Genomic DNA, 22,013 nt, shown 5'->3' on the forward strand with positions numbered 1-22,013 from the left:
TTGAGAAGTGATTTAACATCACTTCGAAAGTGAAGAACGCGAGGTCGTGGATGACCGAGCCGAGTGACTATCATCATGGATGTGTTTACTCTGACTTCACTATAAAACACAAAATGGCCCTATAGCTCAGTTGGTTAGAGCGCACGACTCATAATCGTTAGGTCCCTGGTTCGAGTCCAGGTGGGGCCACCATTTTTCCTACTCTTCCTTGTTATCAACGACTAACCGAATCCCTTAGGTTCTACCTCTGTGCTACGTTGCTGTATAGTTATTTTTTAGGTTGGGTTTCAAATGTCAGCTCATTATTTGGCACAATGGAAACCTTAATACCATCATATATAGCCAGGTATTTATCAGTTGCAGCTACAACACGACCCTGACCTATGCGTCCCCGCTTACTGCTTATAGAAATACACTTACTGACTCCCTCACATTTTGGGAAATTGCTAATTTCTTTTTGAGCGACTTGATGTCCTACGCCCCAACTAAACAAAATGCCTAAAATAGCTCCAGCAAAAAAGGTAAAGATCATAGATGGAAGGCTTACTGATGCTATAGCTAAACCAATAGGGAAAATTACGATATCAAAATGTTCCCACTTGGATATTTTCTTAGCTTTACTTTTAATCGACTCCTTTTTTCTATTAACGAGCGCAATAAGAAGACCGTATAGCCATATGCCTAACGCGAAAATCAATACCGACCATGGATGTTCTTGCAAAAAGGTCGAAATAATGACAAACGCTTGCATAAAAAAGACAAAGGCACTTACTAGGTAACCCTCTAGCGAGTCGCCAAATAGAGATATAGATAAATTATATTCCTCTAAATACCCGTACTGATAGAAATAGCCAATTAGGTATAGAATTGGAACCGACAATGTCATTGCACTTATAACATAGGCAAGACGTGATGAACTTTGCACTTCTCCCATAAAAAACTCTCCCGTCGAAGACGGCCTTTTCACCGGCGACTAAAGTTATAAAAAGATTGTAAATCAATATACTACATAGGATATGTCACTGCGAGTCGTACCTACTCGAAGAGGTAGGGAGGACTCGCAGAGTCGCCCCACTCAAGGCCACTGCTCATGATGCCTTAGGCTCAATCATCCCACCCAGAAAAAAGGCCAGGAGAGGGAGAGGCATCCACCAGGTAAATTGGCGACTTGCCATCAGTGATCGATGCGTTAACTTAAATGTGAATCTGCTCACAACGAGCGAACAAGAAAACTAGCGTCTCCCAAAACTGCCCTCAACACGTCAAGAGGGGCTATAGCCGTAGCTGTCGGGCTCGACAGAGCTAGTACCCATTAACAAATAATTCAACTTTAGTCTTCGAGGCTAAATCGATATGAGGCAGTTCTATACCGTCATATCCTCCAACTACTACAGGACCGTAACCATCCCACTCCTCACCGGTGTCAGGATTAATTCCTATGTGATTTGACTCTGTTATGTCAAACCCACGACTTAAGCCAAAGTAGTACCAAAACCAAGCTTCTTCATTTGAAATATGTCGCCCTATAAAGCTAGCAATTGATTCCTTGTTGGCACTTTTCAATAAATAAGCTCTATACCAATCAGCGTGGAGCCTCAAGACTGCATCTGAAGCTATGCGCTCTAATAGAAACTCTAAGGCATAAACTACATCAAGCGGGTCTAGGTAACATAAATCACTAAATTTAACTGAAGCATCAGACTCAACTTGTTCAAGGTGACTCCGAAGATCTAAGACTTGTTTAGGGCGGTTTAATGAATCAATGTCCATCTGCTCTAGCTGTCGCTCCACTGTACCAAGTAACCCATTAAATAACTCTGTTACCTTATAGGCTTCCAGTATCTCTTGCTGCAAGAGGGATAATTGAGCTCCACTTTGACTTTTTGCTAACCAATGCTCAGCCGCGCGCATGTCATAACTTTCATGATAGTGACTTATTTCATTCACAGAGAGGAGTAAAGCCAGGTATATGTGCTCATGATTTCCTTGATTGATAAAGTGCTTCAACAATTCAACAACTTCTAAGTTGAATACCTCCTCATCGTCCTCTGAAAAATTATCGAAGTCTTCGAAGCGTTCAGCCTCCCCAGAATCACAGCACCCTAGATATTCTTTCACGTACTCTGTAATTGGCTCTTCCAAAATATACTGTTGTGAACTAATTACCTGAGCGGTTTTCAATGCCAACTGTGACTCATAACCGAGCTCTAGCGCTCTATGAAAAATGCACTTTTCTGCCCTAATAGGCTCCTGAGGCGATGCGACTTTTACTACATTGCTCGATGCGCTATACGCAGCATGACTATTAAACCCATGGGCAGCGGCTACTAATTCGAGGATGTGTGTATGCTTAACCCGACAACTCTCATTGGCTAGTAGAGTTTTAGTAGAGTGAGATAGTGTCTTTAAATTTTTCATAAACAATTCCATACGCTTGAGGCAAATAACTGCTCATAATCAAAGCCACACGCGATTACGGATGATTTCTCAAGCTACGTAATGTTTATAAAATAGTACTGATTTAAGATTACCTTTCGGTATAGAAGGTTGCTGTTTTTCACTCGCGTGCAAGTGGGGCTAGCGCCTTGGCATTTTTGATATTAATTGAAAACCTCCTATTTAACAATACCCCTTTCTAAATCCTCTAACACTTCTGTATTCAGACATTTTAGAAATTCAATCCCTCACAAGAAAACCTCTTTGCGAAATAGCGATTTATGTAAACGCAAAAAGCAAGGTTTGAAAGCGCTTTGTTACTGTATAAAAAACTCGTAGATGCATACGGAACTCTAACTACAGATATAGATAAGTGCTCGTTCAAGTTAAGCAGGGCAGCGACTATGTATCACATCCAAAGTAGCAGCTTTTTTAAAGGAAGTGTCCACTTCCCTTAAACTGATCGAGAAGTACAATTTGAGTTTGATAGTGGTGTATCTCAGGTGAAGTACTTCGCTAATAGTAGGTGTCGCTGGGACGCTGACTTCAAAGTACTTGAGGTATTTCAGGATTAACTAAGGCATCAAGTAGCCACCTATCAGCAATAGCTTAAAGATATTGTGCGCCGACCCCTAGGGTGTGCTCATTCACTTCTTCCATACATTTGCCTGTCAGCTTAGATAACTAATCAGAATGACCTTGGCGAGGGTCCCTGTTAAGAAACCGATAACCTCACTTTATACCTATCCACGTTCCTGTAGCCACTGCATAAAATGCTGTGCCGCCGCTGTTTTATCTGTACTTCCCTGATAAAAATAGACTCCCTGCTCGCTGGGCACTGGCTGCCACCGACTTTGTACTAACAGCCCCTGCTGCACTGCGTCTTGGGCAAAGGTCTGCGGTAAAAACGCGTAACCACGCCCGGCTATCGCCTGCTGCAAAATAAGAAATTCGAGATCGTAGTATTGGCGGTCAAAATCCTGCTCATTCAAATTATTACTGGCAATAAATTGTTGCCAAGGTGGCTCGGTTAAGCCTTTTTGTTTCCATGTGGGAATAAACACCTGAGATTCAGCCGCTTTATGCGGCGCTTGGTAGAGCCCATAACTCGCTTGGCTCACACGTTGCGATGCCGGCACAGTGCTGGTGTCACCAAAGCGCAGGCTTATCTCATTACTTAGCTCCTGCCCGGTAACGGCTATCTGCTCTGAAGTGATGAGCTGATAGGCCAACTCGCCCTGCTGTGCGCGGTAGTGCTCTATGCGCGGCATCAACCACGTGGCTATGGCGCTGGTTGTATGAATAAGCAGGCGACTTTGCTGGCGTTTAAGCTGCATGAGGCCTTGTTCAATATCATCCATAGCGCCGTGAATATGGCTGTATAGCTGCTCACCGGCGGCGCTTAACTGAACTTGCTGCGCAGTGCGAATAAACAGCTTGCTGCCTAGCCATTGCTCTAAATTACGTACTTGGTGTGAGACAGCGGTGGCACTGACATTGAGCTCTGCAGCGGCGAGCTTAAAGCTTTTTTTACGCGCCGCGACGGCAAAGGTTTTAACCGCATTTAAAGAAGGCAGCATCACTCTATCTCCAAGAGTAAATAAGCATTGAGTATACGCGAATAGAGCACCACAAGTAGATGAGTTTATCTCATCCATAGCTGAGTTTTATCCGTTTGCGCCACAGTGCTTCAAAAGCCCATAGTAATCACTCCCCCAACAACCGGAGTTAATTATGAAGCTACTACGTATTGATGCCAGCGCTCGCGCCGCCGATCAGAAAAACCCGAGTTACCGCTCGATATCTCGACAAATGGCCGACCATTTCATTAGTCAATTACCACAGCAGGCGGTGCATATTATCCGCAGAGACGTGGGCAAACACCCTCCCAGTGCCATTAGCGAATTTTGGATTGAGGCCTGTTTCACCGCTGACGAGCAAAGAAGTTATTCTCATCAACAGGCACTGCTGGAGTCGGACACCTTAATCGCCGAATTAGCGGCAAGCTCGGTTATTGTCTTGGCTACCCCGATGTATAACTATGGGATGCCCAGTGCATTAAAAGCCTGGGTTGATCAGGTGATCAGAATTAATAAAACCTTCGATTTTGATGCCACGCGGGGTGATTCGCCCCTGCGTCCACTGTTACAAGGGAAAACGCTTATTTTGTGTTGGTCATGTGGCGAGTATGGCCTTGCGCCTGGTGAGCATAAAGCCGCCATGAACCACTTAGTGCCGCATCTGAAAACGGTGGCGCATTATCTAGGTGTAGAGCGCTTTATTGATGTGCAAATACAAGGACAAGAATTTGCTGATGAGCGCCACCAGCAATCTCGAGAGCAGGCATTTTCGCGCCTTAGTGAGCTTGCTCAGCAGCTCACTGCGCAATGACTTAAAACCGCGTAAGGTCGGCTGCTAGCGATTTGTTGGGCTTTTCAACCACACGGTGAATTTCTTGCCCCTCATCTAGAACAATAAACGTGGGTGTGTACTTAAGATTAAAACGTTGAGCCACACCCGCCTTATCCTGCTTTTGGTAGTCCACGGCAACGAGCGACACCTGGGCGAGCTCAACTTCGCTGTGCTTTAGCAATTTAAGCAGTTTAGGGACTTCCCGCTCACTGTCGTGACACCAAGTGCCTAAAAACACCACTAACTCCTTACCAGCTAACTTAGCCATTGCTTGTAAGTCTTGCTCTGTGGGTTGGTAGTCTTGGTAATGCTGTTGAAAAGCGGGGTAATCGCTTAGCAACTGCTCGCCACTCATCGCTCCTTGCTGCATCTGCTGGGCTTGCAGGGGTGTTACCATCAACAAAGCACACAACAGGGCGCAACTAACACTTAGAAATACTTTCATTTATCCTCCGGCGTCATGGCAAAACATTAAATGATAATGATTTACATTTATTTACCTTTCTTTATAATGGCTCGCGTATCTAATTCAGTTCCAAAGCGTCTAGCAGTTTCACAATCCTGTAAGCGCTTCTTTATTCATCAAAATAACGGATTTATTTTATGTGCTCTTTTAGATTTTCCCTACCTTTTTTAAGTCTTTTACTTTCGTTCAGCTCCATCAATTGCGCCTTAGCCAGTCCTAAAGACGATACCCGTCATATCGAGGTTCTCACGGTAACCGGACAAAAGCTCAATAACAGAGACTATCGCGTTGAGTCTTTAAATTCCGCCACCGGGCTGGATTTGAACCACCTTGATACCCCACAATCTGCCATTGCTATAAACCAGCAGCGTATGCAAGACCAACAGCTAACCAGTCCAGTTGAGGCGATTGGTGCTGTCACCGGGATCAGTATTCGCGAAGCGGATAATGGCAAGTTTTCCATTCGAGCGCGCGGTATTGGCGTCAACAGTATTTTATACGATGGTATTGCCACTACCTACGACACCCGCTTCAACTACGGTGATAACTTAACCGATACAGCAATTTATGAACGCGTTGATGTGGTACGCGGTGCCACTGGATTAATGTTAGGAGCCGGTAACCCTTCTGCGGCTATCAACCTTATCCGCAAACGCCCAACCGAGGTCGCTCAGGTTAATGTCTCTGCTTCACTGGGCTCATGGGACTACCAAAGAGCAACCCTTGATGCCTCTGGGGCACTGAGCCAACAAGGGGGAGTTCGTGGTCGAGTTGTTGCTGCCTACAGCGATCGTGAATCTTTCCAATCGCGCTTTGCACAGAGCCAAAGCACTTTATACGGCGCAGTTGAAACCGATATTGGTCGCGCTAGCTTATTGCGAGTGAGTGCTGACTATCAATATACCAAACCAGAAGGAACCATGTCTGGAGGGATGCCGATATTTTATAGTGATGGTAGTCGCACGCAATACGACCGTGGCACCTCAACGGCACAACCTTGGTCATCATCAAAAACCCAAGCGCTTAATTCGGTGGTGACGTTTGAGCATCACTTCAATTCACATTGGCAACTCTCAGCCAGCTATATATATGGCGATAACGACTTAGAGTACGATGTCTGGTGGATACGCGGAAACCCCGACCGGGAAAGCAATGAGGGCATGGTCCCCGGCTCAGTCAACTTTATTGACGCCGAACGAACGCAGCACACGGGCGACATCGAGCTACTGGGTCAGTTTGACTGGCTAGGCCAATCGCATCAGCTGCTTGTGGGTTGGAATCAGCAGAAGCAAGAATTTGCCACGCCTTACTACCCGGCAATCAACGCCCCAACCCAGGTCGGTGATTTTCGCCAAGATGATTATGCATTCCCTGCGCCGCAGTGGGCTGACACCGCCGCTTACGGCTCGTATGGTGAGACCGAGCAACAGTCAGCCTATGTGGCTGCACAGTTGAAACCAACGGCATCATTGTCGGTAATTAGCGGTGTGCGCTTAAACCAATGGCAAACCGATACCGATAATTTCGGCCGGACGCATGATTACTCACTAAACGACGAACTCACTTACTATTTAGGGCTGTCTTACGCGCTCACCGATAACTGGGTTGTTTATGCCAACAGCGCTGATATTTTCTCACCACAAAGCTTAATTGGCGAGCAAGGCCAATATCTCGACCCGGTGCAAGGAGAAAACCTCGAGTTGGGTATTAAAGCCACCTTGTTCAACGACAAGCTCGATGTTGCTTTTTCGGCGTTTCAAATCGACCAAGATAATGTTGGTGAATACACTGGCGAGACCATTCCAGGCACCACGCAGCGTATTTATAAAGGCATTGACGGCACTCGCACTAAAGGCGTAGAGCTCGAACTTAACGGTGCTATCACCGAAAATTGGCAAGTGTATCTGGGTTATACTCATGCCGAGGGCGAAACACCAGAAGGCGAGATATTAAACTCAACCAACCCAGAAGATCAGATTAAAGTCTTTTCTACCTATGATTTTTCTGGTGCCCTAGCTGGCTTAACCCTCGGTGGTGGCATTAACTGGCAAAGCGAAACCTTTGATGAAGTTTCAAATCCAGTGACCGGCCCAGTAGAAGTAGGTCAAGGTGGCTACGGTATCGCCAATATCATGGCTCGTTATGCTGTTTCTGAGCACCTTACGTTCAGCATTAACCTCGATAATCTCTTTGATAAACGCTACTACAATCAAATAGGTTTCTACGATCAATACCGCTACGGCGCGCCACGCAACTTTAAAGCCTCAGTGCGCTATCAGTTCTAAACCCTTATCGAATGTTCTTGGTGCGCTGCCTTGCAGTGCACCACTTTGCCCTACCCCCTACAGCACTGTGGTGATAACACGTTGCAAGTGCACGACTTTTCGGGTCACGACCGTGAATTTACGCTAAACTTAGGCGTGATAGTGACTGTACTTGGTGTATAACAACTAAACCCTAGAGGCTCAGCACGGGTGCATCCTTTTTTGATGCGCGCCAACTAACTTTGGGAGAGGCAATGCAAGGTATTGACGAAACATTACTGTCACAGCTAGAAGCTGGATTTAAGCTGCCTGTTAAGCCCGCCGCATTAGAGCAGCTGCAAGCGGAGTTAAACCGCAACGATCCCAGTATTGATGTTGTTAGTGAGCTTATTGCCACCGACGTGGCGATGTCAGCTACCGTGCTTCGCGTGGTAAATTCACCCAATTTTGGTAAAGAAAAGGAAATCACCGATATTAACTACGCAGTGATTCTCTTAGGCCTCAATACTATTAGCCATATTGTCTCCCGCTATTTGCTCAAACAAGTATTTCGGCAACAAGGGTGCTGCATTTCCCTAGCGCGGTTCTGGGATACCTCAACCGAGATCTCACGCTTATGCGTTTACATCGGCCAAAGCTTAACGCGAAGCTTGCCTGCTGATAATTTACAAACATTGGGGTTATTTCATGATATCGGCATTCCCGTGATGGCGATGAATTATCCTGATTACGTGAACGTACTAAACGAAGCCAACGACAACGTCCATGCATCGTTGACTCAGCTTGAAGATAAACGCTATCCCTGTAATCACGCCATCCTTGGTTTTTACATGGCCCATTCTTGGCATTTACCGAAAGTGCTGTGCAATACCGTGCTTCGCCATCATGATTTAGACTTTTTAGATGAACACCAAAGCAGTGAAGAAGAGCGCTTGTACTACGCCATTTTAAAGGTGGCAGAAAACATTGCTCATACCCACAAACGCTTTCGTAGCATTAATAATTGGTCCAGTATTGAAAGCCAAGTATTAGCCACTCTGGGGTGGCAACAAAATGAATATCAAGCCCGTTTGGAAGCTGGAGAGTCACTACTGATATTTAATGCCAATTGAGCATGCTACACTTTGGGCAAACAGCACAATAAGGACGACACATGCTTGAATGCCACAGCGACAAACCCATTACGCTGATTGTGGGCTCTAAAAACCCAGTAAAGATCAATGCCGCCAAAGCCGCCCTTGCCACCTACTTCCCGGATAGAGACATTATTTGCCAAGGTGTGGACGCTCCCTCAGGAGTTGCCGATCAACCTTTAGGTGAGGCACAAACCCTGCTTGGTGCACACAACCGCATTCGTTATTGCCAAGCGCATTATCAAGGTGATTATTACATGGCTATGGAAGGCGGCGCCGCGCAATTCGACTACGGGGCGGCCACTTTTGCCTTTGTGGTTATCGCTCATGGCGACGAGCACAGTGTCGGACGTAGCTGCAATTTGCCGCTGCCAAAGCACTTATACCAAAAACTAGAGCAAGGCCAAGAGCTTGGCAATGTGATGGATGAGGCTTTTGCAACCAAGAATATTAAACAGCAAGGCGGTGCTATTGGCTTGTTAACGCAAGGCCACGCCACCCGTCAAAGCAGTTATCAACAGGCCTTGTTACTGGCAATGGCGCCTTTTAATCACAGTGAGTTATTTGCGAGTACACGTTAATTATGCGCTACCCTTGGATTCTTTTTGATGCCGATGAAACCCTGTTCCACTTTGATGCTAAAGCGGGCTTAACACACATGTTTGCCCGCTATGAAGTGGACTTTGCTGACGCTGATTACCGCACCTTCGAAGCCGTAAATCGGCCATTATGGGTGGCATATCAGGACAACACCATCACTGCGCAGCAGTTACAGGAACGCCGCTTCGAGCAATGGTCAGAGCGCCTAGGCGTGAGTGCTCGAGAGCTAAACTTACGATTTATGGAAGCGATGGCAGAAATTTGCCAACCCCTGCCCGGTGCAATCGAGCTGCTTAACGCGCTACAAGGTAAAGCGAAGCTGGGCATTATCACCAACGGTTTTACTGAACTACAAAGCGCCCGATTAGAAAAAACCGGCTTAAAAGGCGCTTTTGAGTGGTTGGTTATTTCTGAGCAAGTCGGCTATGCCAAACCTCATATGGCGGTATTTGACCATGCCTTCGCGCTAATGGGTCACCCACCAAAAGAGCAGATACTGATGGTTGGCGATACGCTGGAATCGGACATTGTTGGCGGCATCAATGCGGGCATTGATACTTGCTGGCTAAATCGCCATGAGAAACAGGCCCCTGAGCATATGACCCCAACCTATGAAGTAAAGTCGCTGTGCCAGCTAAGAACGTTGCTACTGTAACGCCGAGCCTACCAATATAAAAAATGCCAGCACATGGCTGGCATTCACACACGGGAATATTTCTAATGGAATAGAAATTAGTTACTTCCAAGAGGTCATCTTGTGACCTTTGAGGGCATAGAACAGGAAGAATACATAGCTAGGTAACATCACCCAATACGCATTTTGCTGTCCTTCTGCGGAAATCGTTGAACCGGTCGCTAAACTCAAAAACACTGGGCCGAACGCCCCTCCAGCAATACCCATCACTAATAGGCCTGAGCCGACGCTAGTCAGTTTGCCTAAGCCCGATAATGCCAGTGGCCAAATTGCTGGCCATACCACAGCATTAGCTAGACCACACAAAGCGAGCATCAGAACCGTGTCTGGTAGTGCAGGCCCACCAAAAGGCACTAACAATGCTTGCGCTAACACTGTAGAGTCGCGACTCACTGTGGTAATACCAATCACCAAGGCAAAACCGAGAATTGCTGAGCCACTGAGTGCGGCTTGCTGGGAAATAACGCGCGGAATAAGAATAATCCCGAGAATATAACCCGCCACCATGCACACCATAGTGTAAGAGGTCATCACCCCGTAGTTTTCCACGCCGAGAGCGAGTGCATAAGAGCCAATAGTATCACCGGCGATCACCTCAACCGCGACGTACAAGAACAGGGCCATCACGCCCAGAGCCAAGTTCGGGTGCGCTAATGCGGCTTTAACCTGACCTTTACCACCTGCTTGCTCTTCATCATCGACCAACTCAGGCAGCGGAGAATATTTAACAGCTAACGCCAACGCACCGATAAACAGTGCCATGCCAACGTAAGGCCATACTAAGCTGTTAGCCATGGCATCAATATCATCTTGGCTGAGCTCTTTGCCCACTAAACCGGTAAAGTTGCTAATAATCAGTGCAGTAAACACCATAGGCGCAAACACCCCTGCACCTTTATTTAAAATGCCCATAATACTTACACGTGCTGCCGCTGACTCTTCAGGGCCAATGCGCACGACATAAGGGTTAACGGCTGTTTGCAGCAAGGTTTGCCCTATCCCCATCACTAATTGGGCAAATAAGAACAATGCAAACACTTGGGTTTTGGCGGCCGGAATGTATAAGAACCCCGCGACCATCATAGTTGCCATACCCAGTGCCATGCCATTTTTATAGCCGATTTTCTTAATCACTAGTGCTGAGGGCACAGCCGTAAAAGTAACCGCAATATAGAAAGAAAATAGAATAAGCGAGGCCTGAAACGGCGTCAGCTTCAAAATTTGTTGGAGGTAAGGCATCAATGAGCCATTGAGCCATGTTGCGAACCCTAGAATAAAAAACAGGGTCGCGACAATGGCCATAGGCACAAAGTTGCTTTGCTTTTTAGTTGTTGACACTGTTGCTTCCATAAACTCTTCTCGTTGTCGATATAGATAACATCAAAACTAAGCAGATCATATAGTTATCTCTACCGTTTCGATGGAAGCTGACTTCAAAGCCAGCATATAAGTAAGCGCACAAGCTCACCGAATATAAATATTATTGTTATAGCCGCGCTTTTTTCACAGCACGTTAGGATAAAACTAACGCCTAGTTCACAAAAATGACAGCGCTGCCATAAACTGTACGTCAAAAGCGTTTATTTTACCAGCAAGAATTTTGTAAGCCTGATAAAGGGCTATATAACAAAGAGTTGCCTTAATTATGCCGGGTTACAAAGGTTATTAACCGGCGCTTTGCGCTGTCTATATGCAATGAGTGGAGGGATACAAAAAAGGCATCGCCTCGCAGCCATGCCTTTTTATGTATGCGGTGATTAACGCACGCTAGTGGTGCGACTGATTTGATTATTCACCCGTGAGCGCAGTAACACCTCAGCGTTCGCACTGACAGTGACCGACTGCTTATAAGGCTGCCAAGTGCTGCCATTATCTAGGCTGTATTCGATGCCTAGCCCAGGGTAGGCGCTATTAGCCACCAACTTACCCTGCTCTATCACACCGCCAGGCACCGGTAAGTGCAAGGTAATGCCATCACGATCGAGCTTGTACAGCTCCTTTATTGCTAAGGCACTGGCAAAGCGCTGCCAATCCTGCTGGCGTGCGCGAGAATCGGGTTGCTCTCCTTCCCACTTCGCTTTGTGCCATGCACGCTCAGCGACCGCAAGCATACGGGGGAAAACCATGGCTAAGACTTGTTCTTCGGTACGAATCGTTTCAGACCATACCTGCCCTTGCATTCCCAACACATTTTCTGGCTTTTCCAAGGCTGGCATTGGTCGCCCCACCAAGGCTTCGAGGTTATCTATTTTATCGCGAGCGCGGGTATAATCAGCATTGGCATATAGGTCGTCAGGCATATAACCAAACACTTTCTCGGTATCGGTGTAGCGCGTTGCCCAGTAATATCCGCGCTCTTGTGGGTGCGCTTCATAAGGGTGGTCAAAATATAAGTGTGTGCCATGGGAGAGGATCACTTGATAACCGGCGTTAGCCAAGCGATAGGCGCGATCGGCGACGCCCCATTCCCAAATATTGTCCCAGGCGTTGGTAAAGAACACCTCGTTGGGGTATTCATCGCGGTTAAACGGGTTGACCTTGTCGTACATAATGCCGTCTTCCCACACCCCAGGGGCAATGCCGCGCTTATGCAGCAACTGCGCCACCCGCTGAGTAAAGTAGGGTTTTAAATCAGCCACTCCGGCCACCCCATTGTTGGCTTCGGCAAATAGCGCTTGGCATGCGGGAGAGCCGATCCAAGAGCCAGCTCCAACTTCATCACCGCCGATGTGCAAGTAGCGAAGTTTAGTCCCCGCTTCACGGTACATTTGCTGTAACTCATAAGTGACCTTATCCATAAACGCATAGGTTGAGTCCAAGCACACATTCATTGAGTTATCGGTGTAATTTTGCACCGTAATATAGCTGGAGGTGTCTTTTGGGTCACTGAGCAGATAGCGGGTGGCGGCACTTAAATCAACCTGACTAAATTCCTGAGTATCGGGTTGTGGGTTAGTTAGAGACCCTTGAGCATATTGCTCAGCCTGCTGCTTAAGACGACGATAACGCGCTTCCATCGCTTTAATAGAGGCACGAGCATGGCCGGGCCCCTCAATTTCTGGGATGATCTCAATATGGCGGGCTTTGGCAAACTGCAATAGCTCGATAAAGTCGGCGCGACTTAAGTAGCCATTGCCAGAACCTGACTTAAATGGCCCCGTGCCCAACTGCGTAAGCAAACAGCGATTTTCTTGTAGGTCGAAACAACGATACGCACCAATTTCGGTAAGCTCGGGTAAACCAGGAATTTCTAAGCGCCACCCCTCATCTTCGGAAAAATGCCAATGTAAGCGGTTCATTTTATAGCGCGCCATTTGCTCTACGAGCTTGAACATCGCTGCCTTACCATGATAATTACGGCCATTGTCGTAGTGCATGCCACGCCAGCCATAACGGGGATTATCGCGCACTTCAAGGTTCGGTAATGTTGCCGCACCGGTCGCTGGTAACAGCGCCAACAAACTCTGCATACCATAAAAAGCACCGGCATTATCGTGGCCGATGATGCGGATAATGTTGTCATCAATTTCCAGGTAATACCCTTCAGGCTCACCGACCTGAGCATCCACACTGAGCTTAATGACTTTATCTTCGCCAGTATTAAGGTGGTCGGCCTGAGCGCTGAGATTCAAGCCATATTTGGCTTTAAGATCCGCAGTGAAGAGCGCAACTTCTGAGCTTAACTGCCCGGCAAAGCTGATACTCCAGCTCTCGTCTAACACCGCACTGCCACGATGGTAATCCACCTCTTGTGGCCTAGGAATAATCCGTTTAACTGCTTGTTCGGCATCGACCTTGGTTAAACCTTGGTTACGCTCAAAACGCACCTTTGCATCAACCAAGATGGTTTTATCTTCGGGGTTGTTGTAACGGCGGAGCTGCTTGGGCTCACTAAAAGGGGTAACGAAGTCACTAAAGTCCTCGCTGTCGGTATTAGCAAAAATGGCAGGCTTAGTATCCTTAGCAACAACAAAGGCACGGGGCATAAAGTCACTGTAAGCGACTATCCATACACTGGCTTCAAATGGGATCACTAGGGTTTCACCACTGGCTAAACCGGCAAAGTCACTGGTGGGGATTAATCGATGTAAGTCGCCATTAACATGCTCAATACGCAGCCCTTTAACGCTTTGCTCCTTCATTTTGCGCACGTTATGCAAGTAGATTTGCCAATCTCCCTGGCCAGCAGGAAGCGCCACATCGGAGCGGTTAGTCAGGGTAATGCTGCCAAGAAAGCTGCGGTCTTTGTTGTGGAAGTTGTCTTCTACCGCGAACATAAACTCGGTATTCGCAGCAAACTGGTTAACTTGCTCTTGGCTCAGCTGAGCCTGAGCCGCAATGGGGAGCATTAAGGCGGCGATAAGGCGTTTTCTAAACATGGTGACTCATTCCTTCCCTTGTTGGTGTTATTGTTTTTTTGGCTGATTATCGACCATCATATAAAATTCATAATGACAGCGCTATCATTTATCGACTATTTACATCCGCTGATTAAACACAAAGGCGGCCGAAGCCGCCTTTATCAATTAATACAATCTGCCTGCTAGGGTATCAATATCCCGCCGCATGACCGTCTTTTCTGGTTTCAGAGGCGCCGTAATAAACTCCGTTTTCCGGGTCACGCATAATCGCCTGATAGCCTCCGAATGGCCCCACTGCGCCTTGCAGGGTATGACCTTTTTTCATTAGCTGACGCTGCGTTTCCATACTAAAGCCAGTTTCGAGTGATACATAGCCGCCGTCGGTCATCACTTCATCAGTAGGCTGGCTGGAGCCCGTATGTAAGATCCGAGGCGCATCGCCCGCTTCTTGCAAGTTCATACCAAAATCAATCATATTGATGAGGATTTGCGCGTGCATTTGTGGCTGTGTTGCCCCTCCCATCACCCCATAACTCATGTACGGTTCGCCATCTTTGGTCACAAAGGCAGGAATAATGGTATGGAACGGACGCTTGCCGGGTTGGTACTGATTAAAATGCCCGGGCTGCAACGAGAATAACTCTCCTCGGTTTTGCAGTACAAAACCCAGCTTTTCGGGGGTCATGCCTGAGCCCATACCGCGATAATTACTTTGAATGAGCGACACCATGTTACCGTCTTTGTCTGCGGTCGTGAGGTAAATGGTATCCCCTTCTACCGGTCCGGCTTGATCGCGCTTCGCCGCTTTATTGGGGTCAATCAACTTGCGTCGCTCGTCGGCATAGTCTTTAGAGATCAGCCGTTGCACAGGAATGTCATTAAACGCAGGGTCGGCATAATATTTAGCGCGATCAGCAAAGGCTAACTTCTTCGCCTCGACAAAAGTATGAATATACTGCGCACTATCAAAGCCCATGGCGGCAATATCATAGTCTTCAAGAATATTAAGGATTTGCTGTGCCGCGATCCCCTGACCATTCGGCGGCAACTCCCATAGCGTATGACCACGATAGGTGCTGGCCACCGGCTCGACCCATTCGCTAGTATGGTTCGCTAAATCTTCATAGCGCAGATAACCACCGTGGGCTTGCATATAACGGTCTATTTCTTTGGCGATTTTGCCCTTATAAAACGCATCACGCCCGCCCATGGCTAGCTGTTTATAGGTATTAGCCAATGCCGGGTTTTTAAATATCTCGCCTTTTTTCGGCATTTCACCATCAGCCATAAAGACTTCTTGGAAACCCGGGTATTGAGCCCGCGCTGACACACTACGCTGCATGTAATAGGCAATCAATTCACTGACCGGAAAGCCGTTTTCTGCATACTCTATACTCGGCTTTAGAATTTTTGCCATGCTCAACGAGCCAAACTTTTTATGCAGCTCAAACCAGCCATCGACAGCACCGGGCACAGAAACCGGTAAAGGCCCATAGCTGGGGATTTTACCTTCCTCAGCGGTGAGTTTCTTTAGTTCATCGAAACTCAAGCCTTGGGGCGATCGCCCTGAGGCATTCAAACCATAAAGTTTGTCATCCTCAGCTGAGTACACAATGGCAAATAAGTCGCCGCCGACTCCGCACCCTGTGGGCTCGACTAGGCCAAGCGTGGCATTGGCAGCAATCGCAGCATCAATAGCATTACCGCCTTGTTTGAGAATATCTAAGGCCACCTGTGTGGCCAGCGGTTGGGAAGTTGCTGCCATTCCTTGCGTTGCAATCACTTCCGAACGGCTGGCAAAGCTATGGCCGGTAATACGATCATAAGCCTGGGCCACCCCAGATAATACACTGAGCGAAATCCCTGCTGCGCATAGTCCTAATGTTATTCGCTTCATACTCTACTCTGTTGTTTTTTTAGTCGCCTAATTAACTTAGTGATAAATCGACAGTGAAGCAATGTCTTTGCGGTCGCCAACATAAAAAAGCCCAGCAATTGCTGGGCCTTGTAGCGATTAATGGAAATTACCAAATCTTAACGCGATCTTCGGGTTTGATGTACATCTCATCCCCTTCTTTGACGTCAAAGGCCTCGTAGAATTCAGGCATGTTTGGCAATACACCAATCACACGGTAGTGACTTGGGGCGTGAGGGTCAGTCATCAAACGGTTGCGGAGCTCTTCATCACGATACTTACGACGCCAAATTTGTGCCCAGCCCATGAAGAAACGCTGCTCACCCGTGAAACCATCCAACTCTGGCGCTGGTTGGCCATTTAATGACAGCTGATAAGCCTTGTAGGCCACGGTTAGGCCGCCTAAGTCACCAATGTTTTCGCCCAGTGTTAGCTCGCCGTTGACGCTGGCATCTTCAAACGGAGCGAAGCCGTTAAACTGCTCCACTAATTTCTTACCGCGCTGTTCAAACTGCGCTAAGTCCTGCTCACTCCACCAGTTACGTAGGTTTCCGTCACCATCATACTTAGCACCTTGGTCATCAAAGCCATGGCCTAGTTCGTGGCCGATCACCGCACCAATCGCACCGTAGTTGACGGCGTCATCCGCTTCTAGGTTGAAAAATGGCGGTTGTAAAATAGCTGCTGGGAATACAATTTCGTTATTCACTGGGTTGTAATAGGCATTAACGGTCTGTGGCGTCATATGCCACTCAGAACGATCAACCGGCTTACCTAGTTTCTCGCGCATTTCGTTATACGCCCACTCGCTGTAGCGAATAAAGTTACCCGCTAGGTCATCTGCTTTAATTTCCAGTGCCGAGTAATCTTTCCACTTATCTGGGTAACCGATTTTCGGTGTGAATTTATTTAGTTTTTCTTTGGCGGCCACTTTGGTTTCAGCGCTCATCCACTCTAGGCCGTCAATCGCTTGGTCAAAGCCTTTGATCAGGTTCTCTACCAGCTCCTCCATACGCGCTTTCGCTTCTGGCGGGAAGTTGTCTTTGACATAGACCTTACCGAGCATCTCGCCTAACACGGCATTGGCGGAGTCCACCGCCTTTTTCCAGCGCGGTTTTTGCTCTTCTACGCCACGTAATGTGGTGCTGTAGAAAGCGAATTTACGATCGACAAAGTCTTTACTTAGCTCATCGGCATAGTTGCTCACGAAGTGGAAAGTCAGGTAATCCTGCCAAGTATCCAGCTCAGTTTCTGCGAAGATGCTGCCAAAGTCCTCAAAGTAAGACGGTTGGCGAATGATCACTTCTTTGCTGTCGATGTCCGATTGCGCTAAGAACTGCGCAAAGTCGAATTCACCCGTTAATTCACTGGCCTCGGCTACAGTCATCTTATTATACGATTTGGTCGCATCACGGCTTTGCACTCGGCTCCACTGGGCTTTGGCAAGCTTACTCTCTAATGCAACGATGTCCTGGGCCGCTTGCTGAGCATCTTCAACACCCGCTTTAGTCAGCATATCAGTGATGTAAGTAATATATTCATCACGAATAGTGGCGAACTTTTCTTCATCTTTTAGGTAATAATCACGATCTGGTAGACCTAGACCTGATTGCGATACATAAAGCGCATATTGGCTAGAGTTTTTGGCATCATTGTTAACATACCAAGCAAATGGCGTGGTACCACCTTGAATGCGAATGTCGGCCATCAGCGATACTAACTCTGACTTATCGCTCACGGCGGCAATGTTCTCTAAGTACGGCTTTAATGGCGTAATACCTTTTTCTTCAAGCGCATCAGTATTCATGTAGCTGGTATAAAATGCGCCTAGCTTTTGCTCATCACTGCCCGCTTTAGCGTCGCTATTTTTAGCTGCTGCTTCAATCACTTCTTTAAGCGCTGCTTGCGACTGATCATATAAAGCGGTGAATGAGCCGTAGTTAGATTTATCACCGGGAATCTCGGTGCGCTCAAGCCATTGGCCGTTAACGTGATAGTAGAAGTCATCTTGTGCACGCACGTTACTATCGATATTTTCAAGCTCAATACCTGAACCCAGCTGCTGCGATTTTTTTGTTTCTTGTTTTGCAACTGTTTCTGCTTGTTGATTGTTACTGCTTGACTGTGTTGGCTGCTCACTACAACCAGTCAAACCTAATGCTAAGGCCGTAGCCGCAGCAACTAAGGTTACTTTATACATGTTGTTGTCCCGATTAGATTAATAGAGTTATTATTCCGACTACGCCATATTAACCTGAACATTTGCTAAACACAGGCGCAGTTTGTAACAATTTATGACTGTTCCAGTAGCTTGTTGATAATCGCTACATTCGCCTCAGGAAAGGCGTAGTCGTTTAAGGCTGCGATATCCACCCAAGCCCCTTGCTGCCCTTCGGCACCATGTGGTTCGCCACTGAAATCGGCGACAATATGAATATGCAGACACACATGCTTATCGCCGTAGTCATGCTCGATGCGCATAAACTCTTCGGTGCTATGCACACGGATTGCCACTTCCTCGTGTAGTTCCCGGCTCAGCGCTTGGGCAACTGATTCACCCACTTCAATTTTACCCCCAGGAAACTCCCACAGCCCGCCCTGGTGCTTATCTTCTGGACGCTTACAAATATAGGTTTGCGATTCGCGTTTAATAATACCTACGGCAACGTCAACCTGCTTCATAGTACAACTCCATAAACAAAAAGCGGCAATATGCCGCTTTTTAAAACCATTATTTTAACTGTGCTATTAGCTTAATTTGCCACAGCACTGCTTATACTTTTTACCTGAACCACAAGGACAGGGAGAGTTACGGCCCACCTTTGGCTCACTACGAGAAGCCACAGCTGCCTGCGGCGCATCGCCACCGACTTGCTCAGCATCAGCATGTTGATACTGACGAGGAACTTCTTCCGATTTACGGTGCTGCTCTTCGACTTTCTCTACGTCTTCTTCGGCACGCACTTGTACCTTGCTTAGAATATTAACTACGTCAATCTTAAGGTTCTCTAACATAGCAGAGAATAACTCAAACGATTCACGCTTGTATTCTTGCTTAGGATTCTTCTGCGCGTAGCCACGTAAATGAATGCCTTGGCGTAAGTGGTCCATCGCAGCAAGGTGATCTTTCCAGTGCTGATCTAAGCTTTGCAGCATGACCGCTTTTTCAAATTGACGAAGCACTTGTGCGCCGACCATTTCTTCTTTCGCTTTATAAGCGTTGGCCGCCTCATCAACAATACGATCACGCAGCTTTTCTTCAAACAGCTTGTTATCGTCGGCCAGCCACTGCTGAATAGGTAACTCGAGCAGGAAGTCGGCTTTTAGACGCTCTTCTAGACCAGGTACATCCCACATTTCTGCCAATGATTGCGGCGGAATGTATTGATCAATCACGCCATTAACCACGTCATGGCGGATGGCGGTAATTGTCTCTGAGATATCCCCTTCTTCAAGCAACTCGTTACGCTGAGCGTAAACGACGCGACGTTGGTCATTAGCCACATCATCGTACTCAAGTAGTTGCTTACGAATATCAAAGTTACGGGCCTCAACTTTACGCTGCGCATTTTCAATAGCACGGTTAACCCAAGGGTGCTCGATAGCTTCGCCACGCTGCATGCCTAGCTTACGCATCATGTTAGTCATGCGTTCGCCGGCAAAGATACGCATCAGTGCATCTTCCATTGATAGGTAGAAACGGCTTGAACCCGCATCCCCCTGACGACCAGAACGACCACGTAGCTGGTTGTCGATACGGCGAGATTCATGGCGCTCAGTACCAATAATATGTAAGCCACCGGCTGCGATAACGGCATCATGGCGCTCTTGCCACTTAGCCTTGATGTCGGCGATTTGCTCTTCACTTGGGTTATCAAGCTTATCGATATCACTTTGCCAGTTACCACCGAGCACGATATCGGTACCACGACCAGCCATGTTGGTCGCAATTGTTACTGTGCCAGGCAGACCAGCATCAGCAACGATATCCGCTTCTTGGGCGTGGAATTTGGCATTCAATACGTTGTGCTGAATTTTCTCTTTACGCAAATATTGCGACAGATACTCAGAACTCTCAATTGAAATGGTCCCCACGAGTACCGGTTGGCCGCGCTCTTGGCAGTCTTTAATATCTGCTAAGATGGCTTCGTACTTTTCGTCTTGCGTCAGGTAAACCAAATCAGCACGATCGTCGCGGATCATCGGTTTGTTGGTAGGGATAACAACCGTATCTAGGCCATAAATTTGTTGGAATTCGAACGCTTCGGTATCAGCGGTACCCGTCATACCGGCCAAGGTTTCATAAATGCGGAAGTAGTTCTGGAAGGTGATCGATGCAAGCGTCTGGTTCTCGTTTTGGATTTTCACCCCTTCTTTGGCCTCAACCGCTTGGTGTAATCCCTCAGACCAGCGACGCCCTTCCATAGTACGACCGGTGTGCTCATCAACAATAATAACCTCATTGTCTTTGACCACGTAATCAACATCTTTCTGATACAGCTTATGGGCTCTAAGAGCCGCATAAACATGGCTCAGTAGGGTGATGCTACCAGCTGAGTACAACGAGTCACCTTCTTCGATTAGACCGCGTTGCGTTAGCAGTTCTTCAACTTTAACTTGGCCGCGCTCGGTCAGGTGAACTTGCTTGCCTTTTTCGTCGATAGTGAAATCACCATCGCCTTCAACACCCTCTTCGTCTTCTTTTTCTTGCAGTTCGAGCTCAGGCACAATCTTATTGATTTGCGTATATAGCTCTGAACTATCCTCTGCCGGGCCAGAAATAATCAGCGGGGTACGCGCCTCGTCAATAAGGATTGAATCCACTTCATCGACAACAGCGAAGTTGAGTGGTCGTTGCACACGCTCATCAATGCTGAAAGCCATGTTGTCGCGCAAATAGTCGAAACCAAACTCATTGTTAGTACCGTAGGTAATATCTGCACTGTAGGCTTCTTTTTTCTGCATCGGCATCATGCCAGGCACGTTACAGCCAACCGATAAACCTAAGAACTCGAACAGCGGGCGGTTGGTTTCCGCGTCTCGCTTAGCAAGGTAATCATTCACGGTAATAACGTGCACACCTTTACCGGTCAAGCCATTTAAGTAGGCAGGCAACGTTGCCGTCAGGGTTTTACCTTCACCGGTACGCATTTCTGCGATACGGCCCTGGTGTAATACCATGCCGCCAATTAGCTGCACGTCGAAGTGGCGCATGCCATAAACACGCTTAGAAGCCTCGCGCACAACAGCAAAGGCTTCTGGAAGAAGGTCATCTAGACTGGTGCCATTATCGTAACGTTCGCGAAACTCGGCGGTTTTCGCCTTTAACTCGTCATCACTGAGCGACTCTAGTTGGCTCTCTAACGCATTTATTAAAGCGACCGTTTTGCGTAGGTTTTTTATTGTGCGGTCATTGCGGCTACCAAAAACCTTGGTAAATAATTTAGTGATCATGATTTAACCGTTACATTCTCATCTGCATTAAGCGCTCTGGGTCAAACCCGAGTCACTTGCTTACTTAATATCATCCATTTATACAGCACCAGCGTGACATTAGAAGCACTTGGCGTGGACAAACTAAAATGTGACTGCTTGAGCGGTGTACTTTTGAGCGACATCATAACAAACTCAATGAATTGCAGCACCTAATAATACCAATTCCATTTATCCTGTTGGCCGCAGTAGTTTACAGCATTAGAAATTAATGGCATTGGTATTATCGCTGGCCTATC

General features: G+C 47.3%; 15 protein-coding genes and 1 tRNA gene. 6 read left to right on the forward strand and 10 right to left on the reverse strand.

Annotated features, from left to right (window positions below; all coding sequences use genetic code 11):
- Positions 1 to 115: 115 nt before the first annotated feature.
- Positions 116 to 192, forward strand: a tRNA-Ile gene (locus MHM94_RS16615).
- Positions 193 to 268: 76 nt separating this feature from the next.
- On the opposite strand, the gene MHM94_RS16620 is transcribed toward MHM94_RS16615, so the two are convergent.
- The 3 genes from MHM94_RS16620 to MHM94_RS16630 all read right to left on the reverse strand — a co-directional run bounded on the left by MHM94_RS16620 (position 269) and on the right by MHM94_RS16630 (position 4,016).
- The gene (locus tag MHM94_RS16620) at positions 269 to 934 is read right to left on the reverse strand and encodes a hypothetical protein (RefSeq protein ID WP_235419210.1); all 666 of its coding nucleotides are present in this window, start codon (positions 932 to 934) and stop codon (positions 269 to 271) included.
- Between the two features lie 368 nt (positions 935 to 1,302).
- Positions 1,303 to 2,418, reverse strand: a complete 1,116-nt coding sequence (locus MHM94_RS16625) for a hypothetical protein (protein WP_235419209.1) — start codon at positions 2,416 to 2,418, stop codon at positions 1,303 to 1,305.
- Positions 2,419 to 3,179: 761 nt separating this feature from the next.
- The gene (locus MHM94_RS16630) at positions 3,180 to 4,016 is read right to left on the reverse strand and encodes a LysR family transcriptional regulator (protein WP_235419208.1); all 837 of its coding nucleotides are present in this window, start codon (positions 4,014 to 4,016) and stop codon (positions 3,180 to 3,182) included.
- A gap of 154 nt (positions 4,017 to 4,170) precedes the next feature.
- Between MHM94_RS16630 and MHM94_RS16635 the strand changes: the two genes are divergently transcribed.
- Entirely contained in the window at positions 4,171 to 4,827 is a 657-nt protein-coding gene (locus MHM94_RS16635; RefSeq protein ID WP_235419207.1) for an NAD(P)H-dependent oxidoreductase, read from the forward strand.
- 1 nt (position 4,828) lies between these two features.
- Here the strand turns inward: MHM94_RS16635 and MHM94_RS16640 are convergent, their stop codons facing one another.
- A complete protein-coding gene (locus MHM94_RS16640; RefSeq protein WP_235419206.1) occupies positions 4,829 to 5,293 on the reverse strand; it encodes a thioredoxin family protein in 465 nt (154 codons plus the stop codon).
- 158 nt (positions 5,294 to 5,451) lie between these two features.
- On the opposite strand from MHM94_RS16640, the gene MHM94_RS16645 reads away from it, so the two are divergent.
- The 4 genes from MHM94_RS16645 (at position 5,452) to yjjG (ending at position 9,966) form a co-directional block, all read left to right on the forward strand.
- Positions 5,452 to 7,599: a TonB-dependent siderophore receptor gene (locus MHM94_RS16645; protein ID WP_235419205.1), complete on the forward strand. Its 2,148-nt coding sequence runs from the start codon at positions 5,452 to 5,454 to the stop codon at positions 7,597 to 7,599.
- Positions 7,600 to 7,832: 233 nt separating this feature from the next.
- Positions 7,833 to 8,690, forward strand: a complete 858-nt coding sequence (locus MHM94_RS16650) for an HDOD domain-containing protein (protein ID WP_022946054.1) — start codon at positions 7,833 to 7,835, stop codon at positions 8,688 to 8,690.
- Positions 8,691 to 8,731: 41 nt separating this feature from the next.
- On the forward strand, positions 8,732 to 9,292 hold the full coding sequence (yjjX, locus tag MHM94_RS16655) for an inosine/xanthosine triphosphatase (protein WP_138508601.1): 561 nt from the start codon (positions 8,732 to 8,734) through the stop codon (positions 9,290 to 9,292).
- 2 nt (positions 9,293 to 9,294) lie between these two features.
- Positions 9,295 to 9,966, forward strand: a complete 672-nt coding sequence (yjjG, locus tag MHM94_RS16660; RefSeq protein WP_022946056.1) for a pyrimidine 5'-nucleotidase — start codon at positions 9,295 to 9,297, stop codon at positions 9,964 to 9,966.
- 81 nt (positions 9,967 to 10,047) lie between these two features.
- Here the strand turns inward: yjjG and MHM94_RS16665 are convergent, their stop codons facing one another.
- The 6 genes from MHM94_RS16665 to secA all read right to left on the reverse strand — a co-directional run bounded on the left by MHM94_RS16665 (position 10,048) and on the right by secA (position 21,735).
- Positions 10,048 to 11,355, reverse strand: a complete 1,308-nt coding sequence (locus tag MHM94_RS16665; protein ID WP_022946057.1) for a sugar MFS transporter — start codon at positions 11,353 to 11,355, stop codon at positions 10,048 to 10,050.
- A 407-nt stretch (positions 11,356 to 11,762) separates the two neighbouring features.
- Positions 11,763 to 14,384 carry a family 20 glycosylhydrolase gene (locus MHM94_RS16670; RefSeq protein ID WP_235419204.1) on the reverse strand — a complete coding sequence of 874 codons (2,622 nt, stop codon included), beginning with the start codon at positions 14,382 to 14,384 and terminating at the stop codon, positions 11,763 to 11,765.
- Between the two features lie 172 nt (positions 14,385 to 14,556).
- Positions 14,557 to 16,263, reverse strand: coding sequence for a gamma-glutamyltransferase (gene ggt / locus MHM94_RS16675; protein ID WP_138508604.1), 1,707 nt, complete (start codon positions 16,261 to 16,263; stop codon positions 14,557 to 14,559).
- Positions 16,264 to 16,390: 127 nt separating this feature from the next.
- On the reverse strand, positions 16,391 to 18,481 hold the full coding sequence (locus MHM94_RS16680; protein ID WP_138548610.1) for a M13 family metallopeptidase: 2,091 nt from the start codon (positions 18,479 to 18,481) through the stop codon (positions 16,391 to 16,393).
- Between the two features lie 92 nt (positions 18,482 to 18,573).
- Positions 18,574 to 18,963 (reverse strand): 8-oxo-dGTP diphosphatase MutT, encoded by a 390-nt coding sequence (gene mutT / locus MHM94_RS16685; protein WP_045980417.1) that lies wholly within the window; start codon positions 18,961 to 18,963, stop codon positions 18,574 to 18,576.
- Positions 18,964 to 19,029: 66 nt separating this feature from the next.
- A complete protein-coding gene (secA, locus tag MHM94_RS16690) occupies positions 19,030 to 21,735 on the reverse strand; it encodes a preprotein translocase subunit SecA (protein ID WP_022946063.1) in 2,706 nt (901 codons plus the stop codon).
- Positions 21,736 to 22,013 lie beyond the last annotated feature (278 nt).

Source organism: Pseudoalteromonas sp. CNAT2-18.1 (assembly GCF_022347865.1).
Lineage (GTDB): Bacteria > Pseudomonadota > Gammaproteobacteria > Enterobacterales > Alteromonadaceae > Pseudoalteromonas > Pseudoalteromonas ruthenica.

What these genes read in the sequence shown, in the direction of transcription:
- MHM94_RS16630 (WP_235419208.1), bottom strand. Translation starts at nt 4,016, where the DNA reads ATGCTGCCTTCTTTAAATGCGGTTAAAACCTTTGCCGTCGCGGCGCGT.
- MHM94_RS16665 (WP_022946057.1), bottom strand. Translation starts at nt 11,355, where the DNA reads ATGGAAGCAACAGTGTCAACAACTAAAAAGCAAAGCAACTTTGTGCCT.
- MHM94_RS16670 (WP_235419204.1), bottom strand. Translation starts at nt 14,384, where the DNA reads ATGTTTAGAAAACGCCTTATCGCCGCCTTAATGCTCCCCATTGCGGCT.
- ggt (WP_138508604.1), bottom strand. Translation starts at nt 16,263, where the DNA reads ATGAAGCGAATAACATTAGGACTATGCGCAGCAGGGATTTCGCTCAGT.
- mutT (WP_045980417.1), bottom strand. Translation starts at nt 18,963, where the DNA reads ATGAAGCAGGTTGACGTTGCCGTAGGTATTATTAAACGCGAATCGCAA.
- MHM94_RS16650 (WP_022946054.1), top strand. Translation starts at nt 7,833, where the DNA reads ATGCAAGGTATTGACGAAACATTACTGTCACAGCTAGAAGCTGGATTT.
- MHM94_RS16680 (WP_138548610.1), bottom strand. Translation starts at nt 18,481, where the DNA reads ATGTATAAAGTAACCTTAGTTGCTGCGGCTACGGCCTTAGCATTAGGT.
- MHM94_RS16625 (WP_235419209.1), bottom strand. Translation starts at nt 2,418, where the DNA reads ATGAAAAATTTAAAGACACTATCTCACTCTACTAAAACTCTACTAGCC.
- MHM94_RS16640 (WP_235419206.1), bottom strand. Translation starts at nt 5,293, where the DNA reads ATGAAAGTATTTCTAAGTGTTAGTTGCGCCCTGTTGTGTGCTTTGTTG.
- yjjX (WP_138508601.1), top strand. Translation starts at nt 8,732, where the DNA reads ATGCTTGAATGCCACAGCGACAAACCCATTACGCTGATTGTGGGCTCT.
- MHM94_RS16645 (WP_235419205.1), top strand. Translation starts at nt 5,452, where the DNA reads ATGTGCTCTTTTAGATTTTCCCTACCTTTTTTAAGTCTTTTACTTTCG.
- yjjG (WP_022946056.1), top strand. Translation starts at nt 9,295, where the DNA reads ATGCGCTACCCTTGGATTCTTTTTGATGCCGATGAAACCCTGTTCCAC.
- secA (WP_022946063.1), bottom strand. Translation starts at nt 21,735, where the DNA reads ATGATCACTAAATTATTTACCAAGGTTTTTGGTAGCCGCAATGACCGC.
- MHM94_RS16635 (WP_235419207.1), top strand. Translation starts at nt 4,171, where the DNA reads ATGAAGCTACTACGTATTGATGCCAGCGCTCGCGCCGCCGATCAGAAA.
- MHM94_RS16620 (WP_235419210.1), bottom strand. Translation starts at nt 934, where the DNA reads ATGGGAGAAGTGCAAAGTTCATCACGTCTTGCCTATGTTATAAGTGCA.